General features: G+C 66.5%; 19 protein-coding genes. 15 read left to right on the forward strand and 4 right to left on the reverse strand.

Annotated elements, in window-relative coordinates; translation table 11 throughout:
- Positions 1-77: 77 nt before the first annotated feature.
- The 4 genes from BMX16_RS06685 to BMX16_RS06700 are packed head-to-tail and all read left to right on the forward strand — an operon-like array spanning position 78 to position 6050.
- Complete coding sequence (locus tag BMX16_RS06685) at positions 78-3524, forward strand: response regulator (RefSeq protein ID WP_218139842.1); 3447 nt, start codon at positions 78-80, stop codon at positions 3522-3524.
- Positions 3521-4354 carry a CheR family methyltransferase gene (locus tag BMX16_RS06690; RefSeq protein WP_089900607.1) on the forward strand — a complete coding sequence of 278 codons (834 nt, stop codon included), beginning with the start codon at positions 3521-3523 and terminating at the stop codon, positions 4352-4354. Before BMX16_RS06685 ends, BMX16_RS06690 begins: the two co-directional genes overlap by 4 nt.
- The gene (locus tag BMX16_RS06695) at positions 4351-4926 is read left to right on the forward strand and encodes a chemotaxis protein CheB (protein ID WP_089900610.1); all 576 of its coding nucleotides are present in this window, start codon (positions 4351-4353) and stop codon (positions 4924-4926) included. The genes BMX16_RS06690 and BMX16_RS06695 overlap by 4 nt, the downstream gene beginning before the upstream one ends.
- The gene (locus BMX16_RS06700) at positions 4923-6050 is read left to right on the forward strand and encodes a hybrid sensor histidine kinase/response regulator (RefSeq protein ID WP_089900613.1); all 1128 of its coding nucleotides are present in this window, start codon (positions 4923-4925) and stop codon (positions 6048-6050) included. Before BMX16_RS06695 ends, BMX16_RS06700 begins: the two co-directional genes overlap by 4 nt.
- Before the next feature lie 23 nt (positions 6051-6073).
- Here BMX16_RS06700 and BMX16_RS06705 read toward each other — a convergent pair whose 3' ends face one another.
- Positions 6074-6958, reverse strand: a complete 885-nt coding sequence (locus tag BMX16_RS06705; protein WP_089900737.1) for a dihydrodipicolinate synthase family protein — start codon at positions 6956-6958, stop codon at positions 6074-6076.
- Between the two features lie 5 nt (positions 6959-6963).
- Positions 6964-7938, reverse strand: coding sequence for a 4-hydroxythreonine-4-phosphate dehydrogenase PdxA (gene pdxA, locus BMX16_RS06710; protein ID WP_089900615.1), 975 nt, complete (start codon positions 7936-7938; stop codon positions 6964-6966).
- 175 nt (positions 7939-8113) lie between these two features.
- On the opposite strand from pdxA, the gene BMX16_RS06715 reads away from it, so the two are divergent.
- Together BMX16_RS06715 and BMX16_RS06720 are read left to right on the forward strand one after the other, a co-directional pair.
- The gene (locus BMX16_RS06715; protein WP_089900617.1) at positions 8114-9145 is read left to right on the forward strand and encodes a four-carbon acid sugar kinase family protein; all 1032 of its coding nucleotides are present in this window, start codon (positions 8114-8116) and stop codon (positions 9143-9145) included.
- Positions 9142-9882, forward strand: a complete 741-nt coding sequence (locus BMX16_RS06720; protein WP_089900620.1) for a FadR/GntR family transcriptional regulator — start codon at positions 9142-9144, stop codon at positions 9880-9882. The genes BMX16_RS06715 and BMX16_RS06720 overlap by 4 nt, the downstream gene beginning before the upstream one ends.
- A 12-nt stretch (positions 9883-9894) precedes the next feature.
- Here the strand turns inward: BMX16_RS06720 and BMX16_RS06725 are convergent, their stop codons facing one another.
- Complete coding sequence (locus tag BMX16_RS06725; RefSeq protein ID WP_089900624.1) at positions 9895-11016, reverse strand: iron-containing alcohol dehydrogenase; 1122 nt, start codon at positions 11014-11016, stop codon at positions 9895-9897.
- The gene (locus BMX16_RS06730; RefSeq protein WP_089900629.1) at positions 11013-12215 is read right to left on the reverse strand and encodes a sialidase family protein; all 1203 of its coding nucleotides are present in this window, start codon (positions 12213-12215) and stop codon (positions 11013-11015) included. The genes BMX16_RS06725 and BMX16_RS06730 overlap by 4 nt, the downstream gene beginning before the upstream one ends.
- Positions 12216-12533: 318 nt before the next feature.
- Between BMX16_RS06730 and BMX16_RS17935 the strand changes: the two genes are divergently transcribed.
- The 9 genes from BMX16_RS17935 (at position 12534) to BMX16_RS18285 (ending at position 19158) form a co-directional block, all read left to right on the forward strand.
- Positions 12534-12830, forward strand: coding sequence for a hypothetical protein (locus tag BMX16_RS17935; RefSeq protein WP_245731394.1), 297 nt, complete (start codon positions 12534-12536; stop codon positions 12828-12830).
- Positions 12827-14044 carry an ABC transporter substrate-binding protein gene (locus BMX16_RS06735; protein ID WP_245731395.1) on the forward strand — a complete coding sequence of 406 codons (1218 nt, stop codon included), beginning with the start codon at positions 12827-12829 and terminating at the stop codon, positions 14042-14044. The genes BMX16_RS17935 and BMX16_RS06735 overlap by 4 nt, the downstream gene beginning before the upstream one ends.
- Before the next feature lie 80 nt (positions 14045-14124).
- Positions 14125-15030, forward strand: coding sequence for an ABC transporter permease (locus BMX16_RS06740; RefSeq protein WP_089900740.1), 906 nt, complete (start codon positions 14125-14127; stop codon positions 15028-15030).
- A gap of 11 nt (positions 15031-15041) precedes the next feature.
- Positions 15042-15986 carry an ABC transporter permease gene (locus BMX16_RS06745; protein ID WP_245731396.1) on the forward strand — a complete coding sequence of 315 codons (945 nt, stop codon included), beginning with the start codon at positions 15042-15044 and terminating at the stop codon, positions 15984-15986.
- The gene (locus BMX16_RS06750; RefSeq protein WP_089900632.1) at positions 15979-17601 is read left to right on the forward strand and encodes an ABC transporter ATP-binding protein; all 1623 of its coding nucleotides are present in this window, start codon (positions 15979-15981) and stop codon (positions 17599-17601) included. The genes BMX16_RS06745 and BMX16_RS06750 overlap by 8 nt, the downstream gene beginning before the upstream one ends.
- Before the next feature lie 195 nt (positions 17602-17796).
- Positions 17797-18042, forward strand: coding sequence for a ribbon-helix-helix domain-containing protein (locus BMX16_RS06755; RefSeq protein WP_089900635.1), 246 nt, complete (start codon positions 17797-17799; stop codon positions 18040-18042).
- Positions 18043-18182: 140 nt separating this feature from the next.
- Positions 18183-18539: a VOC family protein gene (locus tag BMX16_RS06760; protein ID WP_089900638.1), complete on the forward strand. Its 357-nt coding sequence runs from the start codon at positions 18183-18185 to the stop codon at positions 18537-18539.
- A 123-nt stretch (positions 18540-18662) separates the two neighbouring features.
- A complete protein-coding gene (locus BMX16_RS18280; protein ID WP_342707811.1) occupies positions 18663-18875 on the forward strand; it encodes a hypothetical protein in 213 nt (70 codons plus the stop codon).
- 58 nt (positions 18876-18933) lie between these two features.
- Entirely contained in the window at positions 18934-19158 is a 225-nt protein-coding gene (locus BMX16_RS18285) for a hypothetical protein (protein WP_342707812.1), read from the forward strand.
- The last annotated feature ends 9 nt before the right edge of the window (positions 19159-19167 follow it).

The raw sequence follows: 19167 nt of genomic DNA on the forward strand, positions 1-19167 counted from the left end.
CACGATCTGAGGGCTTTATCGCGTTCCGCGCCAGTCCCGTCCCGACAGTGAGAATTATGCACCGCAAGAACAGCGCGATGATGCGTCGCAACCACCTTGGTCTGGGTCAGGCGGCAGCGCTTGGCCTTGTCGCGGCACTGGCGTTCTTTGTCGTCAGTGCGGCTGTCTCGGTTTATATCGTCGGGCAATTGCGGGCCAGCAACGAAAGGGTCATCCAGACCCACGAGGTCATCGTGGCCGTGGATCAGCTCCTGCTGGACGTCCAGAACGCCGAAACGGGTCAGCGCGGCTTTCTGCTGACCGGAGAAGAGCGGTATCTGGAACCCTACAACGCCGCGCTGGCACGCATGCCCAACCGGCTCAGGCGCGTCTCGGACCTGATCGCTGGCGACAGCTCTCAGACAGCGCGGTTCCGCGACCTGCAGGGGTTCGTCGATGCGCGCTTTCGCATCATCGCAGAGGTCATCGCCCTCTATCGCACGCAGGGCCAGTCCGCGGCGGTGGCGCAGGTTGCCGATGGCGACGGCAAAGCCGTCATGGACACGATCCGCGCCCTGACCGCTCAGATCCGCGACGCGGAAGCCGACGTGCGCGAACAGCGCGTGGCCGAGATGGGCCGTGCCTACACCGTCGCCGTCGCGGTGGGTCTGGTGACGGGGCTGCTGGGGATCGCCCTGACCCTGGTGATCGGCGTGCTGCTGCGCCGGGCTGCACTGGCCGGTCGGCAGACCGCGTGGCTGCAGGCGGCGGAGCTGGGTCTGGGCGGCGCCGTCATGGGCGAGTTGTCCACCGCCGAGGTCGGTCAGAACATCCTGCGGTACCTGTCGCAATATCTGGGCGCGGTGGCGGGCGCACTCTATGTCGCGCGCGGCGATACGTTCGCGCTGGCCGCGGTGCACGGGGTGCCGGAGGGGACCTCTCTGCGTGAGACGTTCGGGCAGGACGACAGCCTGTACAGCCATGTCCTGCAGGATCACCACCCCATCGCCGTGGGCGAGGTGCCCGATGGTTACGTGGCCTTTGGATCGGGTCTGGGTCAAGACAGGCCGCGTTATCTGGCGCTGGGCCCCGCCCATGTCGACGGCGAGATCAAGGCGGTGTTCGAACTGGGGTTCCTGAACCCCATTCCAGATCAAACGCTGATCCTGCTGGAAAAGGTGTCCGGCATCGTCGCCGCCGCCATCCGGTCGGCAGATTACCGGACACGGCTGCGCGACCTGCTGGACGCCACGCAGCGCCAGTCCGACGAACTGCAGATGCAAGGCGAGGAGTTGCGCGTCTCGAACGAGGAGCTGGAGGAGCAGGGCCGTGCGCTGAAGGAATCCGCCACCCGGTTGGAGGAGCAACAGATCGAGCTGGAGCAGACCAATGCGCAACTGGAGGAACAGGCGCAGGAACTGGCCCGCCAGCGCGACGATCTGGAACGCGCCAACGGCGACATCCAGCACAAGGCGCAGGAGGTCGCGCGGGCCAGCCGCTACAAGTCCGACTTCCTCGCCAACATGTCGCACGAATTGCGCACGCCGCTGAACTCGTCCCTGATCCTGTCGAAACTGCTGGCGGACAATCCCGACGACAACCTTACGCCGGAACAGGTGAAATACGCCCAGACGATCCAGTCGTCCGGTAACGACCTGTTGAGCCTGATCAACGACATCCTCGATCTGTCCAAGATTGAGGCCGGTCACGTCGAAATCCACCCCGAACCGGTGTCTCTCGAACGGCTTGTGGGCAGTCTGCGGCGGATGTTCGACCCCCTCGCACAGGACAAGGGGCTGACGCTGACAGTGGAGGTTGCGGCGGATGCGGTGCCGGTGATCCAGACCGATGCCCAGCGGCTGGAACAGGTCTTGCGCAACCTGTTGGCGAACGCGGTCAAGTTCACGGCCCGTGGTGGCGTGACGCTGCGTGTGAAACCCGTCAGCGACCGGCGCATCATGCTGTCCGTCACCGACACCGGGATCGGCATCCCAGAGGATCAGCAGCGCCACATCTTCGAGGCGTTCCATCAGGCCGACAGCACCATCAGCCGCAAGTTCGGCGGGACCGGTCTGGGCCTGTCGATCTCGCGCGAGCTCGTGCGGCTGCTGGGCGGCACGCTGCACGTCGAAAGCAACCCCGGGCAAGGCAGCACGTTCAGCATCGTGCTGCCGCAGACCTACGACCCGCCAGGTCTGCCTGCTGCGGATGGCGGTGCCGTCGACGATCTGCCGCGACACGTCCCGGTCGCTGACGCCGTGGACACCCCTGCGCCCGACACCGCAGCACCCTACACCGCCGCGCCCAGCATCGCGCCCCACGTGATCGAAGACGACCGCCAGCGCCCCGGTGCCGCGTCGCGCAAGCTTCTCATCATCGAGGACGACCAGACCTTTGCCACGATCCTGCGCGATCTGGCGCGCGAGATGGATTTCGCCACGCTGGTCGCAGGCACGGCGCAAGAGGCGCTCGATCTGGCGCGGCAGCATCTGCCCAGCGCGATCGTGCTGGACGTGGGGCTGCCGGATCAGTCGGGTCTGTCGGTCCTCGACCGGTTGAAGCGGGACGTGCGCACCCGCCACATCCCCGTGCACATCATCTCGGGCGAGGATTACGCCGAGCGCGCCATGTCGCTGGGCGCTGTGGGTTATGCGATGAAACCCGTCCTGCGCGACGAGTTGGTGGACGTGTTCCGCACCCTCGAGGCGAAGGTCAGCCGGACCGTCCGCCGCGTCCTGATCGTCGAGGACAACGCCGTGCAGCGCGATGCGGTGTCGCAACTGATCGCGTCCGACGACGTGGAAACCGTCGGTGCGGGCACGGCGGCGGAATGTCTGGCCCTGCTGGAGGATCAGACGTTCGACTGCATCGTGCTGGACCTGTCGCTGCCGGACGCGTCAGGGTTCGCCCTGCTGGAGACGATCAGCCAGAACGACACGCAGGCGGTGCCGCCGGTCATCGTCTATACCGGCCGCGTGCTGAGTGCGGCCGAGGAACAGGACCTGCGGCGCTATTCGCGGTCGATCATCATCAAGGGGGCGAAATCCCCCGAACGCCTGCTGGACGAGGTGACGCTGTTCCTGCATCAGGTCGTGTCCGACCTGCCCGACGCGCAGCAGCAGATGATCCGCAAGGCCCGCAACCGCGATGCCCTGCTGGAGGGACGTCGCATCCTGATCGTCGAGGACGACGTGCGCAACATCTATGCGCTGACCAACATCTTCGAGCCGCGCGGCGTGGTCATCGAGATCGCCCGCAACGGAGAGGAGGCCGTGTCGCGGCTGACTGCGGCGCAGACGGACGCGGAGACGCGGATCGATCTGGTGCTGATGGACGTGATGATGCCCGTGATGGACGGCCTGACGGCCACCCGCCGCATCCGGGAGATGTCGGCCCTGCGCAAGCTGCCGATCATCATGCTGACCGCCAAGGCGATGCCGGACGATCAGCGCCGCTGCATCGAGGCGGGCGCCAACGACTACATGGCCAAGCCGCTGGACGTGGACAAGCTGCTGTCGCTGGTGCGGGTCTGGATGCCGCAATGACCGACGCGCAGGTCAAGGTCGAGGATCTGGAGATCCGTCTGCTGCTGGATGCGCTCTACTACCGCTTCCACTACGACTTCCGCAATTATGCCATGTCGTCGATCCGCCGCCGGTTGCGTCAGGCCCGTGTGGACATGGGCTGCGCCACGATCTCGGCCCTGCAGGAAAAGGTGCTGCACGACGCGGACATGCTGCCGCAGATGCTGCGCTATCTGACGGTGCAGGTCAGCGAGATGTTCCGCGATCCCGGCTATTTCAAGGCCATCCGCGAGCATGTGGTGCCGCACCTGCGCACCTATCCGTCGCTGAAGGTCTGGGTCGCCGGGTGCAGCACCGGGGAAGAGCTGTATTCGCTGGTCATCCTGTTCCGCGAGGCAGGGCTGGAAGAGCGCACGCTGTTCTATGCGACCGACATCAATCCCGACGCGCTGGCCCGTGCGCAGGCCGGGGTCTATGATCTGGAACGGGTGCGCAAGTTCACGGAAAACCACCGGCTGTCGGGGGGGGACACGTCGCTGTCGGACTATTACCACACCGGCTATGACCGTTGCGTGCTGGACAAGAGCCTGCGCCGGAACGTCGTGTTTTCCGATCACAGCCTTGTCTCGGATCAGGTCTTTGGGGAAATGCAGTTCGTCTCGTGCCGCAACGTGATGATCTATTTCGACCGCGCCCTGCAGGACCGGGCCATCGGTCTGTTCCGCGATGCGCTGCCGCGCAACGCGTTCCTGGGGCTGGGGGCGAAGGAGACATTGCGCTTTTCGGGTCACGCGGCGGCGTTCCGCGATTTCGTGCCCGCCGAGAAGATCTATCAAAGGACGGGCGCATGACGGTCGCTGCAACCGGCGGGGCCGTCATCATCGGTGCATCTGCCGGGGCGCTGGATGCGCTGTCGCTGATCCTGCCGGCGTTGCCCGCTGATTTCGCGCGCCCGATCCTCGTGATCGTGCACATCCCGCCGGATAAACCCAGTGCGTTGGCACAGATCCTGGATGCAAAGTGCCGGTTGCCGGCGGTCGAGGTCGGCGACAAGGACCCGGTCGTGCCCGGCGTGATCCATGTCGCCCCGCCGAACTATCACATGCTGATCGAGGACGAGGGCCACTTCGCCCTGTCGGGCGAGGCGGAAGTGCTGTTTTCCCGCCCCTCGATCGACGTGTCGTTCGAGAGCGCCTGCGACATCTGGGGCGACCGGCTGACCTGCATCGTGCTGACCGGCGCGAACCAGGACGGGGCGCGGGGCGCCCGGATGATCGCAAGCGCCGGTGGCACGGTGATTGTGCAGAACCCGACAAGCGCCTATGCGCGGGCCATGCCGGAGGCAGCCATTGCCGCCTGCCCGCAGGCGAAAATCATGACACTGCCGGAAATTGCCCGGCATCTGCAGGAACATGCACGATGAGCGCCCCTGTCAAATTCCTTCTCGTCGACGATCTGCCGGAAAACCTGCTGGCGCTCGAGGCGCTGTGGCAGCGCGACGACGTGATCGTGCTGAAGGCGCGATCCGGCGACGAGGCGCTGGAACTGCTCTTGCACCACGACGTGGCGCTGGCGCTGCTCGACGTGCAGATGCCCGGTCTGGACGGGTTCGAGCTGGCGGAGCTGATGCGCGGCGCCGAGCGGACGCGGCGCGTGCCGATCATCTTCGTCACCGCCGGCAGCCACAGCAACGAACGCCGCTTTCGCGGCTACGAGGCGGGTGCGGTCGATTTCATCCAGAAGCCGATCGAGCCCGACGTGCTGCGCAGCAAGGCAGACGTCTTTGCCGAGATCTGGCGCCAGCGGCAGTTGATCGCCGGACAGCGTGACCAGTTGCAGGCGCAGGCCGAGGCGTTGCAGCAGGCCGACCGGCGCAAGAACGAGTTTCTGGCGGTGCTCGTGCATGAGTTGCGCAATCCGCTGGCCGCCCTTCAGGGTGGCTTGCGCCTGCTGCGGCGCGACGACGATCCGGTGCGTGCGGAACGGATCGGCGATCTGATGCACCGACAGATGACCCATGTGGTGCGGCTGGTGGACGACCTGCTCGACATCTCGCGGATCAGTCAGGGCAAGATCGAACTGCGCAGGACCACCTTCGACGTGGCCGGGGCCGTCACGATGGCGCTGGAGATGTCGCAGCCGCTGATAGACGAGAAGGGCCATGTCGTCGCGGTGCAGGTCCCCGATACGCCGGTCATGGTCACCGCCGATCAGGTCCGCATCACGCAGTGCGTCGTCAATCTGCTGAACAATGCGGCCAAATACACGCCCGATGGCGGGCGCATTGCCGTCGCTGTGACGGTGGACGGTCCGGTCTGCCGCGTCTCGGTCACGGACAACGGCTTTGGGCTGTCACCCGAGGCACTACGGTCGATCTTCGATCTGTTCGCGCAGGTCGAGGATCATCTCGGCCATGCGCATGGCGGCATGGGCATCGGTCTGGCGCTGGTCAAGCAGCTGATGGACCTGCACGGCGGGCACGTCACGGGGCACAGCGACGGACCTGACCGTGGCAGCGTCTTCACCCTCGCGTTCCCGTTCGGCTAACCGGCAGGGCCTGTGGTCGGTCCCTACAGGCCGTAGCGCCCGAGGATGACCTCGATCGCCGCATCCTGTGCCGCATCGGGCGTCAGCGCGGGCTGGCGCGACGCACCGACGGACGGATCGCGCAGGAACAGGGCCCGTTTCACGAGGGCGGGGGGGTATCCCAGCTTGTAAAGATCGGTGCGGAACGCCGTATAGGTCGCCTGCGCCGCCGCAGCGCCCGCCGCGTCGCCCGCGTTCACGCAGGCGACGATCCGGGCCAGCACGTCGGGCATCACGTTGCCGAGGCCGGAAATGCAGCCCTTCGCACCGTGTTCCAGCGCCCAGTGCACCAGCTGATCGGGGCCGGAATAGACGTCGAACCCGTCCACCTCCGCGCCGATGGCCATGTAGGCCTCCAGCGTGTCCTGCGCACCGCCCGAATCCTTGATGCCCGCGATGTTGCCGTGGCCGGACAGGATGCGCGCGGTGGCGGGTTCGATGTGGTTCTGTGTCCGCGCCGGAATGTCATAGAGATAGACCGGCGTCGTCACCGCATCAGCGACGGACGTGAAGTGCCGGATCAGCGCATCTTGCGTGCAGGCGATGAAGAACGGCGTGATGACGGCGATGCCGTCGACGCCGACGCGGTCGAACGCACGCGCCAGCAGGATCGTCTCGAACGTCGCTGGCATGCCTGCGTTGACGATGACTTTCGCGCGGCCTGCGACCTCGTCCACCACCTCGCCGCACAGGCGCACCTTTTCGTCGAAGGTCAGCGCGGAAAAGTCGCCGTTGGTGCCGGCGCACATGATGTTGTTGCCAGCCGCCACCTGCCGGGCGACCTGTCGCCACGTGGCGTCATAGTTGATCGTCTCGTCGTCGTGAAAGCAGGTGACGAGGGCGACGAACGCCTCTTTCTTGTCCGGCATGTCGGTCATCCCCGTGTGGCGCGCGTCATGCCTGCGGCATAGTCCAGCGCGCAGATCATGTTGGCGTGGTTGGCGCGGCCCGTGCCCGCGATGTCGAAAGCGGTGCCGTGATCCACCGAACAGCGGTCGATCGGCAACCCGAGAGAGACGTTCACGGCGGTGTCGAACGCCACCAGCTTGATCGGGATGTGACCCTGATCGTGATACTGCGCCACGACCAGGTCGAAGCCGCCCTGATAGGCGCGGTGATAGACGGTGTCGGCGGAAATCGGACCCTGCACGTCGATCCCCTCGGCGCGGGCGGCAGCCACCGCGGGGGCGACCTGATCGTCGTCCTCGGTTCCGAACAGCCCGTTTTCGCCGCAATGGGGGTTGATGCCCGCCACCGCGATGCGCGGGGCGGCGATTCCCATGCGCAGCAGGTGGCGGTGGCCGGTGCGGATGGTCTCCAGCACCCGTGCCGTCGTGGCGCGGCCGATGGCATCCTTCAGCGACACGTGGGTGGAGACGTGCACCACGCTCAGCCGTTCGGAGGCGAGCAGCATCCACGACGATTTCGACCCGGTCAGATGCGCCAGCATCCCGGTGTGACCGTCGTAATGGTGGCCTGCGGCGTTCAACGCTTCCTTGTTGATGGGGGCCGTCACGATGCAGGACGCAGCACCCGCGGTGGTCAGTGCCACGGCGCGTTCGATGTAACGGAACGACGCCTCGCCGCAGGCGGGCGACAGGACGCCGAAGGTGCCCGGCAGGCCGTCCACGGGGACGTGGTCCACGCGGATGCCGTCGCCAGCGTCCTGTGGTGCGATGAGGGGCAGGTCGATGCGGCTGGCGGCCATCGCCCGGTCCAGCGTGGCGCGGTCGCCGATGACGATCGTGCGTGCGCGTAGCTCAGCGCCCCGTTCGGCCAGCGCCTTGACGGTGACTTCGGCACCCACACCGGACGGATCGCCCATGGTGATGACGATGGGTGTGCTCATGGGGCTCTCCTTCGGGCGCTGACTGGTTTCGAATTTAACCTATAGGTAAATAGGTTTCAACAGGGGATCGCAATCGCGCCGGAGTTTGTGTCCAAATATCACCGATTCATGGCGAATATGCGCGGGGTGTTGGAAAGTCTGGTTTACAAGTCGCCGTGAATTGGTAAATTAAAGTATGACACTTCGCATCCTCATCATCGCCGACGACCTGACCGGCGCACTCGATTCCGCCGTGGCCTTTGCGGGTGCCGGGCGGCGCGTGGTGGTCGTCCGCACGCCGGGCGACGTGGCAGTGGAGGGGCAGGGGGCCTGCGTGCTGGCAGTGAACACCGGCAGCCGCGACCGGGACGTGACGGATGCAGCGGCCCGCGTGCGACAGGCGCTGGCCACGCTCGACCCTGCCGCCTTTGCCGTTGTGTTGAAAAAGGTCGATTCGCGCCTGAAGGGGCATATCGCCGCCGAGTCGCAGGTGGTCCGCGACTGGATGGGTGCGGCGCAGGTCATCGCCTGCCCCGCGATCCCGCAGATGGGCCGTGTGGTGCGCAACGGGCTGCTGCAGGGCACCGGCGTCGCGACACCCGTGCAGGTCGCGGACATCTGCGGCGCGGGCACCTTGGCCCCCAACGCAGTCAGCGACGCGGATCTGGACGCCATCGTGACAGACGCAGATGAGCGGACCCTGTGGGTCGGAGCGCGGGGATTGGCCTTTGCGCTGGCGCGCTATGCCGGCATCACACAGGGCGACGCGGCGGATGTCGCGGCCCCGGTCATGATCGCGAACGGATCGCGCGACCCGATCACGCTGGCGCAGGTCGCAGGGACGCGTGGCAGTGCATTCTTCGTGGCGGCGCCTGACGGGTCCGCATCTGGCGATGCCCGCACTGACGGCCCGCTGGTCCTGTCGATGACCGACGGCGGCGGTGGGCTGACCGGGGCGCAGGCGGCGGCGGCCTTTGCCGCGACGACCGTGGCAGTGGCCCGGCGAATGCGGCCAGCGACCCTGCTGTTGTGCGGCGGCGAAAGCGCAGATGCCACGCTGGACCGTCTGGGGGTCCGCAGTTTACATGTCATGGCAGAGGTGCGCCCCGGCCTGCCATTGTGCCTGATCGACACGGATTGGGGACGGGTGCGCATCGTGACGAAATCCGGCGGGTTCGGCGCGGCGGGGCTTCTGGCGGAGATTCTGGGGACGGCAGGGCGGACATGAACGAGAACGGCAAGATCACGCAGACCGCCACCGCCCGCGCGCCGCAGGTGCCGCTGGCCGACAAGGTCCACACCGCGCTGTTCACCCGCATCATGCGCGGCGACTACGGCCCGAACGAGAAGCTGCCCGCCGAAAAGGATCTGTCGGTGCAGTTCGGCGTGTCGCGGCCGGTCCTGCGCGTGGCCCTCGAGCGGCTGCGGAAGGAGGGGCTGATCTTTTCCCGCCAAGGGGCTGGAAATTTTGTCCGGGTGAAGCGCGAACCGGCGCTGGGCTATACCCCGGTCGAGACGATCGCCGACATCCAGCGCTGCTACGAGTTCCGCCTGACGGTCGAGGTGGACGCGGCGGGCCTCGCCGCGCGCCGCCGCAACGACGCCATGCTGGAGGAGATGGAGCGCGCCCTGCTGCTGCTGTCGGACGCGACCGGATCGCGCCTGCACCGCGAGGATGCGGATTTCAGCTTCCACCTTGCCATCGCGCGGGCGTCCAACAACCAGTATTACGCCGAAACGCTCAAGGCGCTGCGCGACCACATCTATGTCGGCATGAAGATGCACGGCGATGCGCTGATGTCGGACGGGGCGGCGGCGCTGGTCCGCGTGCTGGAGGAACACCGCGCCATCCATGACGCGATCCGCGCGCGCGACGAGGATCTGGCCCGCAGCGTGATGCGCCGCCACATCATCCATTCGCGCGAACGCCTGTTCGGGGCTGGGCTGTTCGACCTGTCGATGTAGGCGAGCGACCCCCTAGAGGGCCGCCCGGTAGATCGCCGCGACCTGATCCACGGTCATGTCGCGCGGGTTGTTGTCCATCAGGCGGCGGATGGCGTGCGCCTCCTGCGCCCAGTGGTCCAGATCCGTCGCGGTGCCGCCATGGGCGGACAGGCGCATCTCGATGCCAAGATCGGTGCAGAAGGTGACGGCGGCGGCTTTCAGCGCATCCTCGGTGTCGCCCTGCAGCCCCAGCGCCTGTGCCACCTCGGCGGTCTTGGAGGTCGCGGCACTGTGGTTGAAGGCCAGCACATGCGGAAAGATGATGGCATTGGCCAGCCCATGCGGCAGCGACAGCCGCGTGCCCAGCGGATAGGCCAGCGCATGACCCGCCGCCGTGTTCACAGGGCCAAGGCAGATGCCGCCATAGTAGGACGCCAGCATCATGCCTGTCCGCGCCTCTGCATCGCGGCCATCCTCGACCGCGCGGCGCAGGTACTGGCCGACCAGCCGGATGCCCATGCGGGCATAGCCGTCGATCAGGTCGTGGGCGCCGCGGTTGGTGAACGCCTCCACGCAATGCGCCATCGCGTCGATGCCGGTGGCGGCGGTGACGGCGGGCGGCACGCTGTAGGTCAGTTCCGCGTCCAGCACCGCGAGGTCTGCGATCAGATGCGGGCTTTCGACCGCGATCTTCGACTTGGTCGCGGGGTCGGTGATGAGCGCGCGGATGCCCGCCTCCGACCCGGTGCCTGCGGTGGTGGCGACCTGCACCAGCGGCGTGTTGCGGCCGGCGACGCGATTGGGCCCGGCCACGTCGTGCAGCGTCTGCGTGCCGTCACACATCGCGGCCACCAATTTCGCCACGTCGAGGACGGACCCCCCGCCCAGCCCGACGATCAGGTCCGGCCTGTGCGCCCGGGCGCGGTCCAGCACGCGGGCAAGCGCGGGCAAGTCAGGTTCCGGCGGCACGTCGTCGATGATCAGGATGTCGCCGCGCAGCCCCAGCTGGTCCGCATATTGCGCGGTCGGGCCGCTGGCGACGATCAGGGGGCGCGCTGCAAATGTGGCCCACTCGCCGACCCGCGCCGCGCTGCCTGCGCCGATCTCGAGCCGCCGGGGCTGGTGGATGGTGATCGGTCTGTCCATCGTGGTCATGCCGGGGCCCCTGCGGTTTGGGTGTCGAGCTGTCGGATCAGGGCTGCGACCGTGGTTGCGTCCAGACGGACGTGCCGGATTGCGCGGCGGTAGAGCGTATAGGCAATGTCCAGTCCGCCGTCTTCCCGCGGCAGCATGGCCGGATAGGACAATTCCTTGTTGCGACCATCGAGGCTGTCGTTCGACAGGCAGGTGCCGGGGCTGCCCTCGACCACGTGGCGGATCGGAAAGGTGTGACCGCCGTCCGCCGACAGACACAGGGTCAGCGGACCGCGTTCGACGCCCCAGATGGGCTGGCAGCCGTCCGTCGCCTCGGCGCGGTCGTCGCCCTCGTCCAGCTCGTCATAAAGGGATGCGCGCCGCGACGCGGACATGGCGGCGGACACCGGGTTGCAGACCAGCGCCACGATGCCGCCGGGCAAGGTGGCCACGGCGATGGAACTGTTGTTGTTGGGCACGTCCGTGGGGGCGGGGGCGGACCATGTGCGCCCGCCGTCGGCGCTGTCCGACCGGTGCACCCAATCGGCCTGACGCCGGCGATAGAAGGCGGCCATCTGCCCGTCGGGAAGCGCCACTGGCGTCATGTGGACGGCACCGGGCGAGTCGGGGACCTGCGTCACCACCCACGTCGCGCCATCGTCGGTGCTGGTCGCGATGGCGGCGGTATCGAAGGCGCCGGTCCACCGGATGCCGGGGCGGGCGTTGCAGCAGAACAGCGGCAGCAGCCACGCGCCGTCGTCACGCACCACCGGGCGCGCCCGGATGAAGGTGCCCGGCGGCAGGCCGATGTCGTGGGCGGGACCGGACACCAGCCGGTCGCCGTCGCGGGTCAGGGGTCGCATGAACACCTGCGCCTCGTCCTGATTGCCGGCAGGCTGGGCAGTGTTGAACAGCCAGATGCGGTCGTCGGGGGCTATCAGGATCACCGGGTTCTGTTCGGACCGCTGCGGGTCGTCGGTCAGCCGTGCGACGGGACCCCATGTGGCGGACCCTTCATCAAGCAGGGTGGCATGGATCGAAATGTCCGACTTTCCTTCCAGTGTTCCGCCGAACCACGCGCAGACCAGCGCACCGTCCGGCAGCAGCGCAAGGAAGGCCGCGTGATTCTGCACCGTGTCGGCGGGCAGGATCGCCCATGCGCCGCCGTCCCGTGGCGCCAACTGCCCGTCCATCTGCGCGGAAATCTCCTCTGGGGTCATCGTCACACCTTCCCTGTCGTTTGCGTCGGGATGAAACAGCGGGAGTCAAAAGTTGTCAAGTTATGCTTTTATTTTGCTCGTTTGGTCGGGCTGCAGACCGCTTTCCTGCGGTAAATACAGCATTAACAGTAATATAGGACGGAAATTGACCTGTCATATTCGCATTTGACTTGTCTGCGCAACTTTACCAATATGATGTGGAGTCGCGCACCGCAGGAGGCGGCGACGCGACAGACAATGCACGGGATGCGTCTTGTCCGGCTACCGACAGCCGGGGTCCGCGTCTTGCCACGACACACGCTTCACGGGAGGGAAACGATGAGACAATCCATATTTCTGACGGGGGTCCTGCTGGCGACCACCGTGATGACGCCGGCCTTGGCCCAGACCGACGCCGCCGCCGACGCGGTCACCATCGTGTTGGGCGAAGAACCCGACCTGATGGAGCCCTGCATGGCGACCCGGTCCAACATCGGCCGCATCGTGATGCAGAACGTCAGCGAAACGCTGACCGAGCTCGATACCGAAGCCGCCGAGGGCGTCTCTGGCCGTCTGGCGACGGGGTGGGAGATGGTCGACGACACGACCTGGCGCTTTGCCTGCGCGAAGGCGTGACCTTCTCGGACGGCACGGCCTTCGACGCCGAGGACGTGAAGCATTCGTTCGAGCGGTCGCAGTCGCCAGAGATCGCCTGCGAAGTGTCGCGCTATTTCGAGGGGATCGCGATCACACCGACCGTGGTCGATGCGCAGACCATCGAGTTCAAGACCGAACCCGCGCAGCCCATCCTGCCCCTGCTGATGTCGCTCTTGACCATCGTGCCGTCGGAAACGCCGATCGAATTCACCCGCGAACCCGTCGGCACCGGCCCCTATACGCTTGCCAGCTGGGAACCCGGCCAGCAGATCGTGCTGGAACGGCGCGACGACTACTGGGGCGACTCCCCGCGGGTCAAAACGGCGAACTACGTCTTCCGCACCGATCCCGCCGTCGCCGCCGCGATGATCCAGGCGGGAGAGGCCGACATCGCGCCGACGATCTCTGCGACCGATGCGACGACCGACATGGACGTGGCCTATCCGAACTCGGAAACTACCTATCTTCGGATCGACACCTCGATCGCACCCATGGACGACAAGCGCGTGCGCGAGGCGCTGAACCTCGCCATCGACCGCGAGGCGTTCATCGGCACCATTCTGGCGGAAGGCACCGAGGTCGCCGTGGCGATCAACCCGCCGACCACGCTGGGTTGGAACCCCGACATCGCGGCGTTCCCCTATGATCCGGAACGCGCCACCGCCCTGCTGGAGGAAGCGCGCGCCGACGGCGTGGTGGTCGACACGGAAATCCTGCTGGTCGGCCGCACCGGCAATTTCCCCGGTGCGACGGAAACCTATGAGGCGATCCAGTCCATGCTGGCCGACGCTGGCTTCAACGTACGTCTGCAGATGGTCGAAGTGGCCGAGCACGAGCAGTACTACTCCAAGCCTTACGCAGAGGGGCGCGGTCCGATCCTGGTGGGCGCGCAGCACGACAACTCGCGCGGCGATCCGGTGTTCTCGATGTACTTCAAGTACGACAGCGAGGGCCGTCAGTCCGGCGTCGCCGATCCGGCACTCGACGATCTGATCGCCCGTGCGACCGGCGCCGTGGGCGAGGAGCGGGCCGCCCTGTGGTCCGAGGCCTTCGCCTATGTCCATGACGAGCTGATCGCCGATGTGCTGCTGTTCCACATGGTGGGCCACGCCCGCGTCGGGCCGCGTGTGGACTTCACCCCGTCCATCGCCACCAACAGCCAGTTGCAGCTGGCCGACATCGGCTTCAAGTAAAGCCTGTCCACCACGGACACGCGCGGCCCGGCGGGTCGCGTGTGTCGCCCATTGTCGAAAGTACGAACCCCGTGTTTGCGATGCTGTCGAAAAGAGCGGTGTCGAGCTTCGTCTCGCTCCTCGTGCTGATCGTGCTGGTGTTCTTCCTGTCGCGCCTGACGGGCGACCCGGCCTCGCTCTATCTGCCGGTGGACGCGTCCGAGGCGATGCGAGAGAATTTCCGCGAGATCAACGGGCTCAATGATCCGGTTCTGGTGCAGTTCGGGAACTACCTGTCCGATCTGGTCCGCCTCGACTTCGGCGACAGCCTGCGCAAGGCGCGGCCCGCCATGGACGTGGTGCTGGAGGCGTTCGTCTGGACCCTGTGGCTGGCGGCGATCACAATGGTCCTCGTGGTCGTGGCGGCCATCGTGGTGGGGTCCATCGCGGCGTTCAACGTGGGCAAACCCTTTGACCGGATCGCGTCGGTCTTCTCATTGATCGGCGCGTCGGCGCCCGATTTCTGGATCGCCATCGTCGGCATCGTGCTGTTTTCCGTCACGCTGGGCTGGTTGCCCACGTCGGGCACTGGGACCGTCTGGCACTGGGTGCTGCCCATCGCGGTGCTGTTCATACGGCCTTTCGGCCTGATCCTGCAGATCGTGCGCGGATCGATGATCAACGCGCTGGGGTCGGCTTACGTCAAGACGGCCCGCGCCAAGGGCGTGAAAAGCAGCCCCATCATCTTCGTGCACACCCTGCGCAACGCCATGCTGCCGGTCATCACCGTGATTGGCGATCAGGCGGCGGCGCTGCTGAACGGGGCTGTGGTGGTGGAGTCCATCTTCGGCTTTCCGGGGGTGGGCAAGCTGATGATCGATTCGATCCTGCAGCGCGACTTCAACGTGATCCTGGCCGCGATCATGGTCACGGCCATCGCGATCTTTCTGATGAACATCCTGATCGACGTGGCCTATGCGCTCCTCGATCCGTGCATCCGCACCTGAGGGGTCCCGCCATGTCAACGCCCGCCACGGCCACGGTCCCCATGGACAGCCCGCCCCGCACCGGGACGCTGCGCATCCTGTCGATGCTGTGGGCCGACAAGCTGCCCTTTGCCGCCGCCCTGTTCCTCTTGGTCATCGTCGCCTGCGCCACCTTTGGTCCGTGGCTGCTGTTCGAGGTGGCGGACGACACCAACCTGCGCCTGCGCAACGCGCCACCGTTCAACATGGAACAGGGCTTCGCCTATATCCTCGGCGGCGACGCGCTGGGCCGCCCGCTGCTGCCGCGCATCGTGGTGGCCGCGCAGAACACCATGATGATCGCCGGCGGTGCGGTGCTGGCGTCGTTCCTGATCGGCGGCACGCTGGGCCTGATCGCGGGCTATGTCGGACGCTGGACGGGAGAGGTCATCATGCGGCTGGCGGACGTCATCATGTCGTTCCCCTCGCTCTTGCTGGCGGTGATCGTGCTCTACATGCTCGACGCCTCGATCACGAACCTGATCCTCGTGCTGGCGATCACGCGCATCCCGATCTACCTGCGCACCACGCGGGCCAAGGTGCTGGAGGTCCGCGAGCGCATGTTCGTGCAGGCGGCCACGATGATGGGCGCGTCGCATCTGCGGATCGTGGTGCGGCACATCCTGCCGGTGATCCTGCCGACGCTCCTGACCATCGCCACGCTCGACTTCGCGTTCGTCATGCTGGCGGAATCGGCACTGTCGTTCCTCGGGATCGGCATTCAGGCGCCGGAAATCACGTGGGGCCTGATGGTCAGCCAGGGGCGGCAGTATCTGACGAATGCATGGTGGCTGGCGTTCTGGCCGGGTCTGGCGATCATCCTGACCACCATGTCGCTGAACCTGCTGTCGTCGTGGATGCGGGTGGCGCTGAACCCGACGCAACGCTGGCGGCTGGAAACATCGGCCACGTCGAAGGGGGGCAAATCCAATGGCTGACCATCTGCTCGAGGTGCGCAACCTCTCGGTCCGGTTCCACACGGCGCAGGGCGTGGTGAACGCGGTCAACGGCATCTCGTGGCATCTGGACAAGGGCGAGACGCTGGCGATCCTTGGCGAAAGCGGGTCCGGCAAGTCGGTGTCCGCCTCTGCCATCATGAACCTGATCGACATGCCACCGGGCGAGATCACCTGCGGTGAAATCCTGTTCGACGGCATCGACCTGTTGAAGGCAAGCGTGGAGGACCGTCGCCGCCTGAACGGCAAGCGCATCGCGATGATCTTTCAGCACCCGCTGAGCCACCTGAACCCGGTCTATCCGGTGGGCTGGCAGATCGCCGAAACCGCCATGGCGCACGGGCGCGGCAAGGCCGAGGCGTACGATCGCGCGCTGGCGCTGATGGAACGGGTCGGCATCCCCAACGCCCGTGCGGCGATGGCGAAATATCCGCACCAGTTTTCCGGCGGGCAGCGGCAGCGTCTGATGATCGCCATGGCGCTGGTGCTGAAGCCCGAAATCCTGATCGCGGACGAGCCGACCACCGCCCTCGACGTGACGGTGCAGGCCGAGGTGCTGTCCCTGCTGGAAGAACTGAAGGCCGAGACGGGCATGGGTCTGCTGATGATCACCCACGACCTTGGCGTGGTGGCAGAGGCGGCGGATCGCGCCGTGGTCATGGAACGCGGCCGCATCGTGGAAACCGGCACGCCGCACGAATTGTACTACAACCCCCAGCACCCCTACACGCGCAAGCTGCTGGCGGCGGCCCCCGGAAAGGGCGAGATGCGGTCCACGCCCGCCGCAGCCGCCCCCATCCTGCGGGTGCAGGACCTGCGCAAATCCTACGGCGGCTTTCAGGCGCTGAAAGGGGCGACGTTCGACCTGCACGCGGGAGAGACGCTGGCCGTGGTGGGCGAAAGCGGGTCCGGCAAATCCACCATCGCCCGCCTGATCCTGCGGCTGGAGGAGGCGACGGCAGGCTGCGTGCTGTGGCAGGGCGACGACCTGCTGACGAAATCCCCGCGCCAGATGGCCCGCGTGCGCCGCCAGTTGCAGATGGTGTTTCAGGACCCCACGCAATCGCTGAACCCGCACATGAGCGTGTTCCAGATCATTTCCGAAGGATGGGCGATCCACCGCGACATCGTGCCGAAGGTGCAGTGGAAGGCCCGCGTGGCCGAGCTGCTGCAACAGGTCGGGCTGGAACCCGGCCACGCCCTGCGTGTGCCGCACCAGTTTTCCGGCGGCCAGCGGCAGCGCATCGCCATCGCACGCGCACTTGCCTTGGAGCCCGAGGTCATCATCTGCGACGAGGCGGTGTCCGCCCTCGACGTGGCGATCCAGAAGCAGGTGATCGACCTGCTGGGCGAACTGCGCAACCGGCTGGGCATCGCCTTCATCTTCATTGCGCACGACCTGCCCCTTGTGGGCGATTTCGCGGACCGCGTGCTGGTCATGCAGGCGGGAGAGATCGTGGAACAGGGCACCGTGCGCCAGATCTTTGATGCGCCGCAGCAGGCCTATACCCAGCGCCTGCTGTTCGCTGGCCTGGACGCCGATCCCGACATTCACGCGACACGACGCAGCGCACGTCTTGCCATGGCGCGCGGCTGAGCGGCGCATAGGTCGCAGTCACGGCACGTCCGCGGCGTCTGCCGGATCGCTGAGCGGACCACGTGCCTGTGTCCCTGTGCGGATGGCGTGCACGTCAGGCGCGACCGCCGTGCGGCGCTCCGTCGCCGCTCGCGTCGTCGCGACACTCTGCACCTGCGGCCATAATGCGCGATGATCAGTCTGCGAGGGGTCGCCATGTGCTGTTTTCATGCCGAGCGGGACCCGCTGCGCTCTGCGTCGACGACCCGCCGGGTGCGTCTGATCGGGCAAAGTACGTCGACCCGGCTGGAACACACCTTCCGGCAGATCCTCGACGAGATTGCCGCGGGCGAGGGGATGACGACACCGGAGTTCATGTCGAAACTGCACAGCGAAGTCGTCGAACTACATGGCGAGGACGCCCACTTCTCGTCCGTGCTGCGCTGCACCTGCCTGATCTAACAGGGCCGGGCGGCACCGGTCGCCGCGTAATAGGCCCTCCGCCAGAAATTCCGCAGCGTAGCAAGCGGCTCTCGCCCACTCTCGCCTGATCCGTTGCACCCTTGGGGTCCGATCTGGAACGACGGCTGACGGGAGTGGTGATGGCCAAGGCGATACATGCGATGATCCGCGTACTGGAGGAGGCGCGTTCGGTTGCACTCTACGAGACGGCCTTCGGCCTGACCGTGGCCGACCGGCTGGATTTCGACGACTTCACCCTGATCTATCTGTCGAACGGTCAGTCCGGGTTCGAGGTTGAGCTGACCGTGAACAAGGACCGCACTGATCCCTACGATCTGGGCGATGGTTACGGGCACCTCGCGGTTTCCGTGGATGACGTGAACGCCGAACATGCGCGTCTGAGGGCTGCGGGGCTGGCCCCGCGCAAGCTGGTGGATTTCGCCCCCGGCGGCGACGTCATCGCGCGCTTCTTCTTCATCGCCGACCCGGACGACTAGCAGATCGAGGTGCTGCAACGCGGCGGTCGCCACAAGTGAGCGCGTCCCGCCCCTTGGGAGGGGGTGGTCCACGATACACACGCCTTGAGGGAGGGGCATAGGACACATCACGCACGGCCCGGATTGACCCGGCGCCAACCGCTGTCGCGGTCCATTGCGGCAGCGGCCACATTCGTCGTCGGCGCAGGTTTCATTGCCGCATCGAACGGCGCTTATGCCGCCACTGTCACGACGTGGAAGCCAGAGACGATGGCGACCCTCGTGCCGATGGCACGCGACATCTCTCCGCACGACAAGGTGGCGACCGACTATCACGTCATCGCCGTCAAGGGCTGACACCACCGAAGGTGCCGCCGACAGCGAGGCGGGCATCGCCGCCCTAAACGCCGCCGCCGTGGGCAAGGGTCATGCCGATTATCTGTCCGTCGGCTGGAAAAAGGACCGGGGCGAGATCCTGCGCGGGATGGAGGAGAGCGCCTTTGTCCAGACGATCCGGGGCGGGCGCATGACCGGCCTCTACAACCGGACGGCGATCTGGCCGCTGTTCGGCTACGAGGGTGAATCCGCCAGCCTCGGCCCCTGCATCGAGCGCGGCGTCGACGAGATCGACTGGCTCTGAGGGAGGGAC

Origin of the sequence: Loktanella fryxellensis, assembly GCF_900110065.1 — a bacterium.
GTDB lineage: Bacteria > Pseudomonadota > Alphaproteobacteria > Rhodobacterales > Rhodobacteraceae > Loktanella > Loktanella fryxellensis.